This is a genomic window from Paenarthrobacter sp. TYUT067, assembly GCF_023656375.1.
Lineage (GTDB): Bacteria > Actinomycetota > Actinomycetes > Actinomycetales > Micrococcaceae > Arthrobacter.
Genome location: NZ_JAMOIT010000003.1, coordinates 277,608 through 293,444, shown reverse-complemented (window position 1 = coordinate 293,444; position 15,837 = coordinate 277,608). Strand labels below are relative to the sequence as shown.

The 15,837-nt window shown below is 64.3% G+C and carries 13 protein-coding genes; 1 reads left to right on the top strand and 12 read right to left on the bottom strand.

Annotation, left to right across the window (positions count from 1 at the left end; translation table 11 throughout):
* Positions 1–55 precede the first annotated feature (55 nt).
* The 3 genes from tyrS to MOD31_RS04305 all read right to left on the bottom strand — a co-directional run bounded on the left by tyrS (position 56) and on the right by MOD31_RS04305 (position 4,432).
* Positions 56–1,366, bottom strand: a complete 1,311-nt coding sequence (gene tyrS, locus MOD31_RS04315; RefSeq protein ID WP_250819931.1) for a tyrosine--tRNA ligase — start codon at positions 1,364–1,366, stop codon at positions 56–58.
* Positions 1,367–1,404: 38 nt separating this feature from the next.
* Positions 1,405–3,633 carry an ATP-binding domain-containing protein gene (locus tag MOD31_RS04310; RefSeq protein WP_250819930.1) on the bottom strand — a complete coding sequence of 743 codons (2,229 nt, stop codon included), beginning with the start codon at positions 3,631–3,633 and terminating at the stop codon, positions 1,405–1,407.
* Positions 3,634–3,763: 130 nt separating this feature from the next.
* Positions 3,764–4,432, bottom strand: coding sequence for a DNA-3-methyladenine glycosylase (locus MOD31_RS04305; RefSeq protein ID WP_374206970.1), 669 nt, complete (start codon positions 4,430–4,432; stop codon positions 3,764–3,766).
* A gap of 83 nt (positions 4,433–4,515) precedes the next feature.
* Here MOD31_RS04305 and MOD31_RS04300 point away from each other — a divergent pair, with 83 nt between their 5' ends.
* The gene (locus MOD31_RS04300; RefSeq protein WP_250819929.1) at positions 4,516–6,006 is read left to right on the top strand and encodes an AlkA N-terminal domain-containing protein; all 1,491 of its coding nucleotides are present in this window, start codon (positions 4,516–4,518) and stop codon (positions 6,004–6,006) included.
* A 47-nt stretch (positions 6,007–6,053) separates the two neighbouring features.
* Here the strand turns inward: MOD31_RS04300 and MOD31_RS04295 are convergent, their stop codons facing one another.
* The 9 genes from MOD31_RS04295 to argC all read right to left on the bottom strand — a co-directional run bounded on the left by MOD31_RS04295 (position 6,054) and on the right by argC (position 15,688).
* Positions 6,054–6,791: a maleylpyruvate isomerase family mycothiol-dependent enzyme gene (locus tag MOD31_RS04295; RefSeq protein ID WP_250819928.1), complete on the bottom strand. Its 738-nt coding sequence runs from the start codon at positions 6,789–6,791 to the stop codon at positions 6,054–6,056.
* Positions 6,792–6,867: 76 nt separating this feature from the next.
* Positions 6,868–8,283: an argininosuccinate lyase gene (gene argH / locus MOD31_RS04290; protein WP_142939587.1), complete on the bottom strand. Its 1,416-nt coding sequence runs from the start codon at positions 8,281–8,283 to the stop codon at positions 6,868–6,870.
* Positions 8,283–9,488: an argininosuccinate synthase gene (locus MOD31_RS04285; RefSeq protein WP_166842791.1), complete on the bottom strand. Its 1,206-nt coding sequence runs from the start codon at positions 9,486–9,488 to the stop codon at positions 8,283–8,285. Before MOD31_RS04285 ends, argH begins: the two co-directional genes overlap by 1 nt.
* 68 nt (positions 9,489–9,556) lie before the next feature.
* Positions 9,557–10,096, bottom strand: a complete 540-nt coding sequence (locus tag MOD31_RS04280; protein ID WP_142939589.1) for an arginine repressor — start codon at positions 10,094–10,096, stop codon at positions 9,557–9,559.
* Complete coding sequence (gene argF, locus MOD31_RS04275; protein ID WP_250819927.1) at positions 10,096–11,121, bottom strand: ornithine carbamoyltransferase; 1,026 nt, start codon at positions 11,119–11,121, stop codon at positions 10,096–10,098. Before argF ends, MOD31_RS04280 begins: the two co-directional genes overlap by 1 nt.
* Positions 11,118–12,515, bottom strand: a complete 1,398-nt coding sequence (locus MOD31_RS04270) for an acetylornithine transaminase (protein ID WP_238703446.1) — start codon at positions 12,513–12,515, stop codon at positions 11,118–11,120. The genes argF and MOD31_RS04270 overlap by 4 nt, the downstream gene beginning before the upstream one ends.
* Positions 12,512–13,471 carry an acetylglutamate kinase gene (gene argB, locus MOD31_RS04265; RefSeq protein ID WP_250819926.1) on the bottom strand — a complete coding sequence of 320 codons (960 nt, stop codon included), beginning with the start codon at positions 13,469–13,471 and terminating at the stop codon, positions 12,512–12,514. The genes MOD31_RS04270 and argB overlap by 4 nt, the downstream gene beginning before the upstream one ends.
* Before the next feature lie 10 nt (positions 13,472–13,481).
* Positions 13,482–14,648 carry a bifunctional glutamate N-acetyltransferase/amino-acid acetyltransferase ArgJ gene (gene argJ / locus MOD31_RS04260; RefSeq protein WP_142939592.1) on the bottom strand — a complete coding sequence of 389 codons (1,167 nt, stop codon included), beginning with the start codon at positions 14,646–14,648 and terminating at the stop codon, positions 13,482–13,484.
* On the bottom strand, positions 14,645–15,688 hold the full coding sequence (argC, locus tag MOD31_RS04255) for an N-acetyl-gamma-glutamyl-phosphate reductase (RefSeq protein ID WP_250819925.1): 1,044 nt from the start codon (positions 15,686–15,688) through the stop codon (positions 14,645–14,647). Before argC ends, argJ begins: the two co-directional genes overlap by 4 nt.
* Between the last annotated feature and the right edge of the window lie 149 nt (positions 15,689–15,837).

The window sequence follows — 15,837 nt, the reverse complement described above, 5'->3', positions numbered from 1 at the left end:
GGGCCGGCAACCATAACGGTTGCCGGCCCTTTCGGAACGGGATTGAAACGAGGACCTAAGCCGAAACCTCGATGGTTGCCAGGTTCTTTTTCCCGCGACGAAGAAGCAAGTAGCGTCCGTGAAGCAGCTGCTCGCGGGCAATAACGGCGTCGGGATCGGACACTTTGGTGTTGTTCACGTAGGCACCGCCCTCGCCCACGGTCCGGCGGGCGGCCGACTTGCTGTCTGACAGACCCGAAGCAACCAGGAGGTCAATGATGCCCAGGCCGTCGGCACTAATCGTCGCGGAGGGAAGTTCCGCCGTGGCTGCTTCAAGGGTCCGCTCATCCAGTACGGTGAGGTCGCCGTTCCCGAACAACGCAGCCGAAGCAGCGATGACTTTCTCGGTTGCGTCGACGCCGTGCACCAAGGAGGTCACCTCGAAGGCAAGCTTCTTCTGACCTTCACGGGCAAACGGACGCTCCTCCACGGCCTGCCCGAGCGTCTCAATCTCCGCACGCGAAAGGAACGTGAATACCTTGAGACGATCAACCACATCAGCATCGGCCGTGTTCAGCCAGAACTGGTAGAACGTGTACGGGCTGCACATGTCCGGGTCCAGCCAGATGGCGTTGCCTTCGCTCTTACCAAACTTGGTTCCGTCGGAGTTGGTGATGAGCGGCGTGCCAAGTGCGTGGACGCTCTTGCCTTCCACCTTGCGGATAAGTTCGGTTCCACTGGTGAGGTTGCCCCACTGGTCCGAGCCACCGGTCTGCAGTGCGCAGCCGTAATCGCGGAAGAGCTGAAGGTAGTCCATGCCCTGCAGGATCTGGTAGCTGAACTCTGTGTAACTGATGCCTTCGTCTGAGCTCAGGCGCGAGGCCACGGCATCCTTGCGGAGCATGGTGCCCACGCGGAAGTGCTTGCCGATCTCGCGGAGGAAGTCGATGGCACTCAAAGGCGCCGTCCAGTCCAGGTTGTTGACCATGCGGGCTGGGTTGTCGCCCTCGAAGCTGAGGAAGCGGCGCACCTGGCCCTGAAGGTAGCCAACCCACTCCGCCACGGTGTCCTTGGTGTTCAAGGTGCGTTCCGCCGTCGGACGCGGGTCGCCGATCAGGCCGGTGGACCCACCCACCAAGCCGAGCGGCTTGTGGCCGGCCAACTGCAGGCGGCGCATTACCAGCAACTGCACCAGGTTGCCCAAGTGCAGCGACGGCGCGGTGGGATCGAAGCCACAGTAATACGTGATCGGGTCCCCGGCGAGCAGTTTTTCCAGTTCAGTTCCATCAGTGGAAACGTGAACCAGACCGCGCCATTTGAGCTCCTGCCAGACGTTGGCAAAGGCGGGATCGTTGTGCTGGGACTCGAGGTTGTTTACGTGTGACACGAGATCTAAGTTAGCACCGGTTGCGGGGTCCGTTTTTCCTAGCGCTCGATGCCGGCGGGTACCGGTGCGGCTGCGATGAGGCGCAGACGCTGCGTGGCCCGGGTCATGGCGACGTAGAGGTCGCCCACCTTGCCGTGCTCGTGGTTCAACATGGCAGCTGGTTCCAGGACCACAACGCCGTCGAATTCCAGGCCCTTGGCTTCCTTGGGACTGATCACCACGATGTCTTGCTGGTAACTGCCTGCGCCGCTGCCGATGCGGCGTCCGTAGACCTCGCGCAGCGCAGCAGTGGCCTGCGGCAGCAAGGGACCGTCGGCAATAACAGCCAGCAGGCCGCCGTCGATCGCTTCCACTTCCTCCGGCAGGACCTCAACCAAGCGCTTCACGATGCCGTCCGCTTCGACGTGGTCCACGATGGGTGACCATTTGCCTTCGCGGACGGCCTTGGGTGCCGAAACAACCAAGCCTGCGCGGTTGGCCATGCGAACGGCAGCTTCTGCAATCTGCGACGGTGTGCGGTAGTTGACGGTAAGTTCTTCCAGCGTCCAGCGGTCACCGAACGACGGCGCCAGCGCGCTTTGCCACGAATTGGCACCTGCTGCTGCACTCGTTTGGGCGATGTCGCCCACAATGGTGAAGGACTTCAGCGGGCAGCGCCGCACCAGGAGGCGCCACTGCATGGGCGAGAGTTCCTGGGCCTCGTCAACAACGATGTGGCCGAAAGCCCACGACCTATCGCTCGTGGCACGTTCGGCAGCGGTCAGCCGCCCCTCGCGTTCCTGGTTCTGTTCAGCGAGCTCTTCCGCCGTCACCAGGACGTCCACGCCCATCGCTTCCATGTTGGCCAGGGTCTGCTTGGCGTTGGCGAGATCGCGTGCACGGTCCGCCTCCTGTTGAGCCAGTCCCCTGCCGGCGGCCGGGTCCAGCTCACCGAGCAACTCTGCAGCCTCGTCCAACAGCGGAACGTCCGCCTCGGTCCACGGGGCATCCACCGGGCGCTCAAGCAGCGAACGCTGTGCGGGTGTCAGGTGCGGCGTACAGGCTTCGAGGATGGCCGGTTTGCTGAAGAGCTCGGAAATGAGCTTCTCGGGGGTCATCGGCATCCAGCAAAGGTTGAGCGCGATGCGAACGTCGCGGGCCGACCTTACGTCTTCGGCCAGATAGGCGCGATCGGCGTTGTTGCCGATGTTGCCTTCCTCTACGAGGTCCGTCAGCTGCTCCGTGAGCTCGCGCAGGAGGATCTTGACGAACGTGAGCCGCGCTTCGTTATGCGGCTTGCCTGTGGCGCGGGCTTTCTCGCGGGCACGGCGGACCTGACGAACCGTCAGTGTCAGCTTCCGCGAATCAACTTCGAGGATGCGGTCTTCTGCAGGCGTCCGTTGCCGGTTGGCTACGGCGTTTGCCACCACGGCTGCCATGTCCAGCTTGCCTTTGAGGGCAGCGACGTCTGCGTCTTCCTCAGGAATGGCGTGAATCCCGGGCATGAGGCGGCCGAGGCTGGCCATGACCACACCGGTCTCACCGAGCGACGGCAGAACACGTTCGATGTAATGCATGAAGGACGACGACGGTCCAACGAGCAGAACACCGGCGCTCTTGAGCCGCTCGCGGTGCGTGTACAGCAGGTAGGCGGCACGGTGCAGGGCTACGGCGGTCTTGCCCGTTCCGGGGCCGCCCTGGACTACCAGCGCACCGGAAATGGAGGAACGGATGATCCGGTCCTGCTCGGACTGGATGGTGCCCACGATGTCCGACATGCGGCCCGTGCGCTTGGAATTGAGCGCAGCCAGCAGCGCGCCTTCACCCTGGAGTGAGTCGTTGTCAGCGAGCATCCCGGCGTCCAGGACGTCGTCTTCAATCGCCTTAACGTCGCGTCCCTGAAGGATCAGGTGGCGACGACGGCGGACACCTTGGCGATCGAACGCGGTGGCTTGGTAGAAATGACCGGCTTCCGGGGCACGCCAGTCGACCATCAGCCGCTGGAGATCGGCCGTGGAAAGACCAATACGGCCGATGTACTGCGCCTCACCGGAATCAAGGTCCAGGCGGCCAAAGACCAAGCGGTCGTCGACGGCGTCCAGCTGGGCCAGGCGATCTTCGTACAGCGCCGCGAACGCATCACGTTCTGAGACGTTCTGCATGGTTCCCACCGCGCCGGCCTTGCGCACCTGCGCCAGCTGGGCGCGCTTTTCGGCGCGCAGCTCATCGAGCCGGGCATACAGCCCGGCAACATATTCCTGCTCATGGACCAAATCAGCGTCGTGCATCGAACCGTAACCCCTATCGCAAAAGACAGACCTACCATTCTACAGCGATTTTGGTAAACGTGGGGGTACACGTCATACGCCGGACTGCGTCACAAAAAGTCGAAGGTTCGCCGAGCCGCCAGCGCTGAGGTCAGTTGGTAGCGCTCCGGTTCCGCGGCCGCGCTGCCTTGTAGCGGGACACCGTAGGGTCGTCCTCGATCCAGAAGCGCCAGGGGTATTCAGTGCTTCCGCCCGGGCCCGCTACGCCCACTCTTGGTCCGCTGGCCACGGCAGCTGCCGGCGTCCTGGGCAACCACAAACTGAACGGTTCCGCGAGCACGTCACGGCCAGTGTCCGCCGTCGTGAGCCCCAGTGCGGAGGCGAGCCTGGCGGGTCCGCTGGCCAGGTCCTTGTGCGCTTTCGATGCGGGCCGGCGAAGGGCGGCGAGCCCCTCCCCCTCGACGATCTCGCCGGCACGCAGGAGAAGAGCCGACGCTGTGCCGTCTGGGCCGCAGACAATGTTGGCGCAGTAGTGCATGCCGTAGGTGAAGTAGACGTACAGGAATCCCGGTGGCCCGAACATGGGCGCATTCCGGGCGGTAGGACCACCGAAGGTGTGGGAGCCGGGGTCGGGGTGCTCTGAATCGCGCGGCCCAAGGTAGGCCTCTACTTCGGTGAGCCTGACGGAGACCGGACCGGCTTCCGAGTGGTGGGTCAGTACCGCGCCGAGTATCTGCGGAGCGATGACACGGGGGTCACCTTCGAGAAACGCGCGCACCGCGGCCGGGTCGCTGACCTCGTTGTCCATGGACGAACTCATGACCAGACCCTAGCAACAATGCGGCAAACGGTAATGTCCGATTTCCGCTAGCAGCAGCTTCCGGCGGGTGTCAGGATTAGGCCATGGACTTCTGGCAGCGCTACAGGGCGATCGACGCCCGCGACACCCGCTTTGACGGTCAGTTTTTCACCGCCGTCAGCTCCACCGGCATCTATTGCCGGCCGTCGTGCCCCGCGCGCACCCCTAAGGCAGCGAACGTCACGTTTTATGAAACGTCCGCGGCCGCTCACGAAGCGGGATATCGCGCCTGCAAGCGATGCCTGCCTGAGGCAGTCCCTGGGACGCCCGCGTGGAACATCCGTTCCGACGTCGCCGGCCGCGCCATGAGGCTCATCAACGACGGCGTGATCAGCCGCGAGGGCGTCGACGGCCTGGCAAGCCGCCTGGGGTACTCCGCCCGGCAGCTCAACCGCATCCTCAGCAACGAACTCGGCGCGGGTCCTCTCTCACTTGCGCGGGCAAGCAGGGCACAGACCGCCAGGACGCTGCTGGTATCCACCGATATGCTCCTGGCCGACGTTGCGTTTGCGTCCGGGTTTAACAGTGTGCGGCAATTCAACGACACCATCGGCGAGGTTTTCGCGATGACCCCGACGGCGGTGCGTGCCACCGCGGCGAAGTCCGGCCCGCACAGGGGCACCGGGGTTTCGGGGGCGGCGCCTGCCGCTCTGACGCTGAACCTTCCATACAGGGAACCGTTTGATCCGGGAATCTTCGACTTCCTGGCAGTTCGGGCGGTTCCAGGCATCGAGGCAGCAAGTACCTCGGCGGATGGAACCAGGACCTATGCCCGCACGCTGCGCCTGCCGCGGGGCAGCGCGTCGTTGTCTGTCTCGTACAACCCTTCAGCTCCCGGCAGGCCGCTGCAACTCACAGCTGCGGTGCGGGATCTCCACGATCTCCAGGCACTTCTGAGCCGGGTCCGGAGGCTGTTTGACTTAGACGCGGATCCTCAGGCAATCGATAACGCACTGGCAAGGGATCCGAGGCTTTCGGCGAGCGTCGCTGCAATTCCGGGGGTGCGGGTGCCGGGCGCTGTGGATCCACACGAGCTGTTGATCCGAGCCATGATCGGACAACAAATCACCGTAGCTGCCGCCAGAACCGCCCTCACTCAGTTGTCAGTGGCCGGGTCCGCTGTTGATGGCACCTCCCCCGGCTTGGAGCGATTGTTCCCGACGACGGCCGAACTCGCCGAACACGGCCGGGGACTCCTCCGTGGACCACAGCGCCGGATCGACTCCATTGTTGCTGCCGCCGAAGCAATGGCCAGTGGGGCCCTCGACTTCGGGTACGGCGACGACCTCGACAGCCTCGCCCGGAAGCTTCTCCCGATGCCCGGCGTGGGACCGTGGACGGTGGGCTATGTCGCTATGCGGGTGCTTGGAGCTCCCGACGTCTTCCTGGCCAATGATGCCGCAGTACGAAACGGGTTGAAGGTCCTGCCCTCCGCCACCGGGCTGAGCGCCGATTTCAGGGAGGTCAGCCCGTGGCGTTCGTACGGCACCATGCACTTGTGGCGGGCAGCAGCGGCAAAGACACGACGGACGTGAGAGAGCGTACGCCCAAGACACGACGGACGTGAGAGAGCGACTGGGATTTAGCGGGCCCCGGGCTGCGCTGCTGGCCAGGGCAGGAGCTCCGGCAGGTCCACTCCATCAGCGGCTGCAGTGGCCCTGAGGCTTCCGAGGCTGGGTTCGCGGCCTGCAAGCCACGCGGCGATGTCGGTCAGCATGCCGGTGATGGCTATGGAAGTGCCTCCGGTGCCGATGCTCCTTGGGGGAAGACCCGTGGGCTGCAGGACAAATTTGTAGGACTCCGGGACACGTGCGGCGAGAAACCCGATGAGGTGTTCGCAGAAAGGCCTGCTCCACGTTTCCGGTCCGAACCCCACGCTTAGGTCCGAAGCATGGATGGTCAGTTCGCGCCACAGCGCCAGCCCGCCGTCGAACACTGTCCCGTCCCTGTAGGCGATCCGCGCCTGCCAATCGTCCGGACCCAAGGCATCAAACGCGTCGATGGCGGCCCCGATCGCAGCGGTGACAGACTCGGTGTGTTGCGCGAGGCTGTGCCCGGCCGCCAGATTGATCGCCTTCGTGCGGCCGTCCATGCCGCCGTCGTACAGTTCCACGGTTTCGCCGCGGCGCGCGTACTCCAGTTGCCGGGTCATTGCCTTGGAAATTCCCGCAAGGTGAGCGAGGACGTGGCCACGGGTCCACCCCGGCAGTTCCGACGGTTCAGTTACGGACGATTCGTCCATCTTTGATAGGAGGCGGATGGCGGTGTCAGCGGCTTTGTGAAGCTCTGCGGGCAGCGCCTCAGGGGTGATCTGAGTCATAGCGCCATGCTAGCCCACCCGCTAAAACACCCGTGGGATGACACCGAAGTGCCATCCCACAGTAGTCGCGAACCGATTAGCCTGCGTAGGAGCGTGCTGCGTCCAGTTCCGCTTCCAGGGCCGCCAGTTGGCGCTCGACGGCGGCTGGTGCCGTTCCGCCCTGCGAGTTGCGGCTGTTGAGCGAACCTTCAGTGCTGAGTACGCTGCGAACCTCGGGAGTGAGGTGCTCAGAGATTGCTGCGTATTCCTCGTCCGTCAGGTCCCACAACTCCACGCCGCGACCTTCGGCCTGCTTCACAGCAGCACCGGAGAGCTCGTGGGCCTCCCGGAACGGAACGCCCTGGCGGACGAGCCACTCGGCAATGTCCGTGGCCAACGCGAAGCCCTGCGGAGCCAGTGATTCCATGCGCTCCGTGTTGAACTTCAGGGTGGCGATCATGCCGGACACTGCCGGAAGCAGGAGCTCCAGGGTGTCGGCGGCGTCGAAGACCGGCTCTTTGTCCTCTTGCAGATCGCGGTTGTACGCGAGTGGCAGTCCCTTGAGCGTCGCGAGGAGGCCGGTCAGGTTGCCGATGAGGCGTCCCGCCTTGCCGCGGGCCAGCTCAGCAACGTCCGGGTTCTTCTTCTGCGGCATGATGGAGGACCCCGTGGAGTACGAGTCATGCAGCGTGACGAAGGAGAATTCCTTGGTTGCCCAGAAGATGACTTCCTCGGAGATCCTGGACAGGTCCACGCCGATCATGGAGCAGACCCAGGCGAACTCGGCGAAGACATCGCGCGAAGCGGTGCCATCGATCGAGTTGTGGACAGCCGAGAAGAAGCCAAGGTCCGCGGCAACAGCTTCAGGGTCCAGGCCCAGGGACGAACCCGCCAGCGCACCCGAACCATAGGGCGAAACACCAGCACGCTTGTCCCAATCCTGGAGGCGCTGCACATCGCGCAGCAGTGCCCAGGCGTGAGCCAGCAGGTGGTGGCTCAGCAACACCGGCTGTGCATGCTGCAAGTGCGTCCGTCCGGGCATCGCTACGCCGTGGTGGGCCTTGGCCTGCTCCACGAGGGCATCGATGGTGGCAAGGACACCGCGGGCGATGATGCGGGCGTGGTCACGCAGGAACATACGGCCGAGGGTGGCCACCTGGTCGTTGCGGGAACGGCCAGCGCGGAGCTTGCCGCCCAGTTGGGTACCGGCACGTTCGATCAAGCCACGTTCAAGGGACCCGTGAACGTCCTCATCGCTCTCAGCCGGAAGGTAGGCGCCGCTCGCGACGTCCTCGTCCAGCTGGGTGAGAGCGGCCAGCATGCCTTCCAGTTCGGCATCGTCCAACAGCCCGGCCTTAGCCAGCACGCGGGCGTGGGCTTTGGAACCGGCGATGTCGTAGCGGGCGAGCCGCCAGTCAAAGTGTGTGGACTTGCTCAGAGCGGCCAGCGCATCCGCGGGCCCGCCGGCGAACCGGCCGCCCCACAGTGCACCTTCGTTTGTAGCCGACGTCATTACTGCCCTGCGACGCGGAGGTCGCGGCCGGAAGCAACCTTGGAGGACATGCCCCACAGTTCGATGAAGCCACGTGCCATTGACTGATCGAAGGTATCGCCGGTGTCGTAGGTGGCGAGGTCGAAGTCGTACAGGGAGGTCTCGGAGCGACGACCGTTGACGATTGCCTGGCCGCCGTGCAGGACCATGCGGATGTCACCGGAGACGTACTGCTGGGTGTCCTCGATGAAAGCGTCCAAGGAGCGCTTCAGCGGGGAGAACCACTGTCCGTCGTACACCAGCTCGGCCCAGCGCTGGCCAACGGTGGCCTTGAAGCGGGCCTGCTCGCGCTCGATGGTGATGTCTTCAAGGTGCTTGTGCGCGGTGATCAGCGCCATAGCTCCCGGGGCTTCGTAGATTTCGCGGGACTTGATACCCACCAGGCGGTCCTCCACCACGTCGATACGGCCTACGCCCTGGGCGCCTGCACGGCGGTTCAGTTCCTGGATGGCCTGCAACGGGGTGACCTTGACGCCGTCGATGGCCACCGGCACGCCGGCCTGGAAGGAAATGGTGACCTCATCCGGTGCCGGTGGGAATTCCGGGGTTGCGGTGTAGTCGTAGATGTCCTTGGTGGGAGCGTTCCAGATGTCCTCGAGGTAACCGGTTTCGACGGCGCGTCCCCAGACGTTCTGGTCGATCGAGTACGGGTTCTTCTTGGTGGTCTCGATCGGCAGACCCTTTTCCTCGGCGAAGGCGATGGCCTTATCGCGGGTCAGGGCGAGGTCGCGGACCGGTGCGATGCACTTCAGGTCCGGGCCGAGGGTCTGGATGCCAACTTCGAAGCGGACCTGGTCGTTGCCCTTGCCGGTGCAGCCGTGCGCAACGGTGGTAGCGCCGAATTCGCGGGCAGCCTTCACGAGGTGCTTCACGATGACCGGACGCGAGATAGCCGAAACCAACGGGTAGTGGCCCTGGTAGAGGGCGTTGGCCTTCAGGGTGGGCATGGCGTACTCGTTGGCGAACTCGTCACGGGCGTCGGCCACGTAAGCCTCCACGGCGCCGCAACCGAGGGCGCGCTGACGGATGGTCTCCAGGGACTCGCCACCCTGTCCGACGTCGACGGCCACAGCGATGACCTCGGCGCCGGTGGCTTCACCGATCCAGCCGATGGCTACGGACGTATCAAGGCCACCGGAGTAGGCCAGAACAATGCGCTCAGTCACGAGAGTGCTCCTTTGTTGTTGCTTGGTTCATTCGAATCAATGCTGGTGTGAATCAATGCTTGGAAAATCTATTGGTTGCCAGGCCCGGCTTCTTCGGCCATGCGCAGGAAACGCGCCGCCAGTTCAGCACCGCCATCAGGATCCCGTGCGACCAGCAGCAAAGTGTCGTCGCCTGCGATCGTACCCAATACTGACGGCATCACGGAGTGATCCACGGCCAGTGCCAGGAAGTTCGCTGCTCCTGGCGGAGTGCGGAGGACCACGATGTTGCCCGAGGCCTCCGCGGTCACCAGGAGTTCCCCGCACAGGCGGGTCAGCCGTGCATCCAGGATTTCCTGGGTCACGCCGCTCTTGGCATTGCGGTCGCCGCCCTCCCCCGGGACGGCGTAAACGAGGGCTCCCTCTTTGCCCCGGACCCGGACTGCGCCCAGTTCCACGAGGTCGCGGGACAACGTGGCCTGGGTGACCTGGACGCCGTCGTCTGCCAGCAGAGCTGCAAGCTCTGCCTGCGAACGCACGGACTCACCCGTCAGGATCGCGGTGATACGCGCCTGGCGGGCAGTCTTGGTGGCCGGACTGGCGCCCGGCACGGACGGGTTGGTGGACACTAGAACGTGCTCTCCACAGTGTTTTCCAGGCCGGAGATACCCTCAACGGGTGAAAGTCCCTCAACGATCGCGAGTCCGGAGCGGTGCATCAGCCATGCCATCAATGCCTTCTGCGCGTGGAGGCGGTTCTCCGCTTCGTCCCAGACGATCGACTGCGGGCCGTCGATGACCCCGGCGGAAATTTCGTAGCCGCGGTATGCCGGAAGGCAGTGAAGAACGACGGCGTCCGGCGCGGCCTGCTCCATGGCGGCCTCATCCACGGAATAGTCGCGGAAGAGCTGCATCCGGGCTTCCTTTTCGGCCTCCTGGCCCATGGACACCCACGTGTCCGTTGCCACCACGTCTGCGCCCTTGAGGGCTTCGGCGGCGTCGCTGGTGATGAGCACTGAGCCGCCGGTCTCGGCAGCACGTTCCTCCGCAGCAGCCACGATCTCCGGCGCGGGCAGGTAACCTTCGGGACCGGCGATGCGCACATGCATTCCGGCAGTCACGCCAGCGAGGAGGTACGAGTTGGCCATGTTGTTCGCGGCGTCACCCAGGTAGGCCATGCTCAAGCCGGCCAGTTCCCCTTTGTGCTCCTTGACAGCCAGAAGATCGGCCAAGAGCTGGCAGGGGTGGTAGTCATCGCACAATGCATTGATAACCGGGACCTTGGAGTTCTCCGCCATGGCCACCAGGCCCGAGTGGGCACCCGTTCGCCACACGATGGTGGAGACCATGCGCTCCAGGACTTTCGCCGTGTCCTCCACGGATTCCTTGTGGCCAATCTGCGCTTCACCCGGGTTGATGATGAGGGCATTGCCACCCATGTCCGCAATGCCGGTGGCAAATGAAACACGCGTGCGGGTGGAGGTCTTGTCAAAGATCACGGCCACCGTCTTACGGCCATTGCCCTCAGCGGCGAAAGGCTGCACGCTGTACGGCGCGGCCTTCATCCGGACTGCGAGTTCCAGAACCTCAGCCTGTTCGGCAGGACTGAGGTCCGTGTCTTTGAGGAAGTGACGGGTGGCGGTGGAAGAAGTCACTGTGCGTCCTTAGCGGTGTTGGCTGTAGCCGTAGCGATCAGGGTGGGAAGAGCGTCCAGGAAACGGTCCGCTTGATCAAGGGTCAGGATCAGCGGCGGCGCGAGGCGGATGGTCCGCGGGCCCGGGCTGTTGATGATGAAGCCTGCGTCCAAAGCTGCGCTCACCATGGCGGGTGCGACGTCGGCGTTCACATCGAAGCCGATCAGCAGGCCCTCGCCGCGGACTTCAGTGACAGCCTCAATGGCGGCCAGTCCTTCACGAAGGTGGGCACCGACGGTCAGCACGTTCTGCAGGACACCCTGGCTTTCGATGGCGTGCAGTGTGGCCAGTGCAGCGGCCGTGGCCACCGGGTTGCCGCCGAACGTGGTGCCATGCTGCCCGGCGGTGAGCAGGGCCGACGTCGTACTTCCGAAGGTGATCAAGGCACCAACCGGGAAGCCGCCGCCAAGGCCCTTGGCGAGGGTGACGGCGTCGGGAACAATGCCCGCTTCCTCGCTGGCCAACCACTTGCCGGTCCGGCCAATACCGGTCTGGACCTCGTCAAGAATCAACAGCGCACCGGCAGCTGTGGTCACCTCGCGGGCTGCCTGCAGGTATTCGGCGCTGAGCGGCCGGACGCCCGCTTCACCCTGGATAGGTTCCAGGAAAACGGCTGCGGTGGAATCGTCGACGGCGGCACGCAGGGCTTCGATGTCACCGAACGGGATGTGGACCACGCCACCGGGCAGTGGTTCGAACGGCGCCCGGTAAGCCTCTTTGGCGGTGAGTGCCAAGGCACCCATGGTGCGGCCGTGGAAGGCCCCCTCCAGCGCGATGATCTTGGTGCGCTTCCCGTCACTGTTGTTACGGCGCGCCAACTTGAACGCGGCCTCATTGGCCTCTGTGCCGGAGTTGGCGAAGAACACCTTGGAACCGGCCGGAGCCTTGCTGATGGCCAGGAGTTTCTCGGCCAAAGCGATCTGCGTGGGGCTGGTGAAGAAGTTGGACACATGCCCCAGCGTGGCCAGCTGGCTGGAAATTACGGAGGTGACGAAGGGGTGCGCATGACCCAGAGCGTTCACTGCGATGCCGCCCAGAAGGTCCAGGTACTCTTTGCCATCGGCGTCCCACACAAGGCAGCCGGCACCCCGCACCAGAACCCGCTGCGGCGTGCCAAAGACACCCATCAGCGAGGACGAGTAACGGGCCAGCCAGTCAGCACCTGAGCTCTGGGAAACGAGCGCGGTTGCGGCAGCCTCCGCAGCGATGGGGGCCCCTTCCGTCCCCAGCCGCCCCCCGCCCTCGCCAGCTCGAACGGGGACCCCGACGGCAGTGGGCCCATCGCGGTGCCCGACCACGCCCGGCCCCCCATCGCTGCTGCGGCTTTCGGCGGAATGGCTCAGTTCGGTGCTCATGCGTTCACTTCCTCGTCGGGAACTACCTGCGTGCCGATGCCCGCGGTGGTGAAGGTTTCCAGCAGCATCGAGTGCGGGAGACGCCCGTCTACGATGTGCGCGCGTTCCACTCCTTCGTCGATGGCTTTGAGGCAGGCGGCCATTTTTGGAATCATTCCGGACTCTAGGCGAGGCAGCATGTCGCGGAGTTCCGATGCGGTCAGTGACGAGATCAGCGATGACTTGTCCGGCCAGTTGGCGTACAGGCCTTCGACGTCGGTCAGGATGACGAGCTTGGTGGCGCCAAGTGCAGACGCGACGGCGGCCGCTGCAGTGTCCGCATTGACGTTCAGGACCTGACCCGTGGTCTGGCCAGTGCCATCTCCTCCGTCAACGATCTCCGGGGCGACCGTTGAGATCACCGGGATGCGGCCGGCGTCGAGGATGTCCTTGATACCCGCGGGGTCCACACCCACCACTTCGCCCACCAGGCCAAGATCTACCTCTTCGCCGTCAACAACCGTGCCCGTGCGGACAGCGCGCAGCAGGCCGCCGTCTTCGCCCGACATGCCGACGGCGTAGGGACCGTGGGAGTTGATCAGGCCCACAAGCTCGCGGCCCACCTGGCCGGTGAGGACCATGCGGACCACGTCCATGGCCTCAGGGGTGGTGACGCGGAGTCCGCCCTTGAATTCGGATTCGATGCCGAGGCGGCCGAGCATGGAGTTGATCTGGGGGCCGCCGCCGTGGACCACCACAGGGTGGATGCCCACGTGGTGGAGGAACACGATGTCCTCGGCGAAGGCACGGCGGAGGTCGTCGTTGACCATGGCGTTGCCACCGTACTTGATCACCATGGTGGTGCCGGCAAAACGCTGGATCCAGGGCAGGGCCTCGATCAGCGTGCCGGCCTTGTCCTGGGCTGTTTTGGCCGAGACGTGGCTCGTTGATGTTGTTTCCCGGGTGTGCGCAGTCATCGTCATCCGCTCAGCTCGAGTAGGCGCTGTTCTCGTGCACGTAATCGTGCGTGAGGTCGTTGGTCCAAATGGTTGCCTCGGCGTCGCCGGCCTGCAGGTCGATTTCGACCAATACTTCGCGGGGCTCCAAGTCCACAAGATTCCGATCATCACCGATTGCGCCGTTGCGGCAAATCTGCACGCCGTTCATGGCGACGTTGATTTGGTCCGGCTCGAACGCGGCATCCGTTGTTCCCACCGCTGAGAGAACGCGACCCCAGTTGGGATCCTTGCCGAAGATGGCTGCCTTGAAAAGGTTGGAGCGGGCAACACTGCGGCTGACGATTTCAGCATCGCGTTCGCTGGCGGCGTTGAAGGTCCGGATAGCGATGTCGTGGCTGGCGCCCTCGGCATCACCGATGAGCTTGCGAGCCAGTTCGGCGCAGACGTGGGTGACCGCTTCACTCAACTGCTCCGCAGAGGGCAGAGCTTCCGACGCCCCGGATGCCAGCAGCACCACGGTGTCGTTGGTGGACATGCAGCCGTCCGAGTCAGCCCGGTCGAAGGTGACGCGTGTGGCGTCGCGGAGGACGACGTCCAGCTCATTTGCCGGAACTTCGGCGTCGGTGGTGAGGACCACCAGCATGGTGGCCAGGCCCGGTGCCAACATACCGGCACCCTTGGCAATGCCGCCGACCGTGAACGGCTTGCCCTGGGCATCAGTGCCGTTGAAGACTGCTTCCTTGGACACACTGTCCGTGGTCATAATCGCTGTGGCGGCAGCGGAGCCGCCATCTTCGGACAGTTCACGGAAAGCCGCCTCCACACCGGGAAGGATCTTGTCCATGGGCAGTTGCTCACCGATCAGGCCCGTTGAGCACACCACGACGTCGGAAGCTGAGACTCCCAGCACCTCTGCCACTTTCTCGGCGGTGGCGTGGGTGTTCTGGAAGCCCTGGGGACCGGTGCAGGCGTTGGCTCCGCCGGAGTTCAGGACCACTGCATCCACACGTCCGTCGCTGACCACCTGGCGTGACCAGTGAACCGGCGCAGCAGCCACGCGGTTGGAGGTGAAAACGGCGGCGGCGGACTTTTGCGGCCCGTCGTTGACTACCAGAGCGAAATCCGGGTTGCCCGAGGCCTTGATGCCGGCTTTGATGCCTGCGGCGCGGAATCCCTTGGGGGCGGTAATGGTCACGGTGCAACTCCCTGCAGGTTCAGGCCGGCGGTTTCGTCCAGGCCGAGGGCAATGTTCATGGACTGCACGGCTCCGCCGGCGGTCCCCTTGGTGAGGTTGTCAATGGCGCACGTGACAATCACGCGGCCCGTGTGGGAGTCGAAGGCCAACTGCATCACAGCGTGATTGGAGCCTTGAACGGACTTTGTGGTGGGCCACTGGCCTTCGGGGAGGAGGTGCACGAACGGTTCGTCGTCGTAAGCGTCCGCCCAGGCTTGGCGTAGCTCGGCCTCAGTGACACTGCGTCCAGCCTGCGGCCGCACCTTGGCCGTTGCCGTGGTGAGGATACCGCGACTCATCGGAACCAGCGTGGGCGTGAACGATACCGTCACCGGCTCACCGGCCGCATTGGACAGTCCCTGTTCGATCTCCGGGGTGTGCCGATGTCCGCCGCCAACGCCGTAGGGGCTCATGGAACCCATGACCTCGGCGCCGATGAGGTTGACCTTGGCTGCCTTGCCGGCGCCCGAGGTTCCCGAGGCGGAGACAATCACGACGTCGTCCGTCAGGAGGAGATTGTTGGCGAACCCCGGCGTCAAAGCCAGCAGGGCGGACGTCGGGTAGCAGCCGGGCACGGCAATGCGTGTGGCATCTTTAAGTGCTTCACGCTGCCCGGGGAGCTCAGGGAGGCCGTACGGCCAGGTGCCCGCGTGAGCGGAGCCATAGAACTTTTCCCACGCTGCGGCGTCCTGCAAGCGGTGGTCAGCACCGGCGTCGATCACTACCGTCCCCTCAGGCAACTGGGCAGCGATCTCGGCGGAGGCGCCGTGCGGCAGGGCCAGAAACACAACGTCATGCCCGGAAAGGTTCTCCACCGTGGTGTCTTCCAGAATCCGGCTGGCCAAACCGTGGAGATGCGGCTGTAACTCCCCTAGTCTGGAACCGGCGTTGCTGTGAGCGGTGATGGCACCGATGGTGACGTTCGGATGGCCAGCCAGCAAGCGCAGCACTTCTCCCCCGGCGTAGCCGCTGGCACCGGAGACGGCAACAGAAATAGTCATGACTCCACTGTACAGCAAGAATATTCATGCTGTCCGATATTTATGCATGCGGATGTGAGCAGTCTCATTATTTTGGAGAATGGACGTATGCTTAGTGGAGGGTGATCCAGACCGTGCAGTCCGAACGTCGGCTGCAGCGTTGCCCGTTA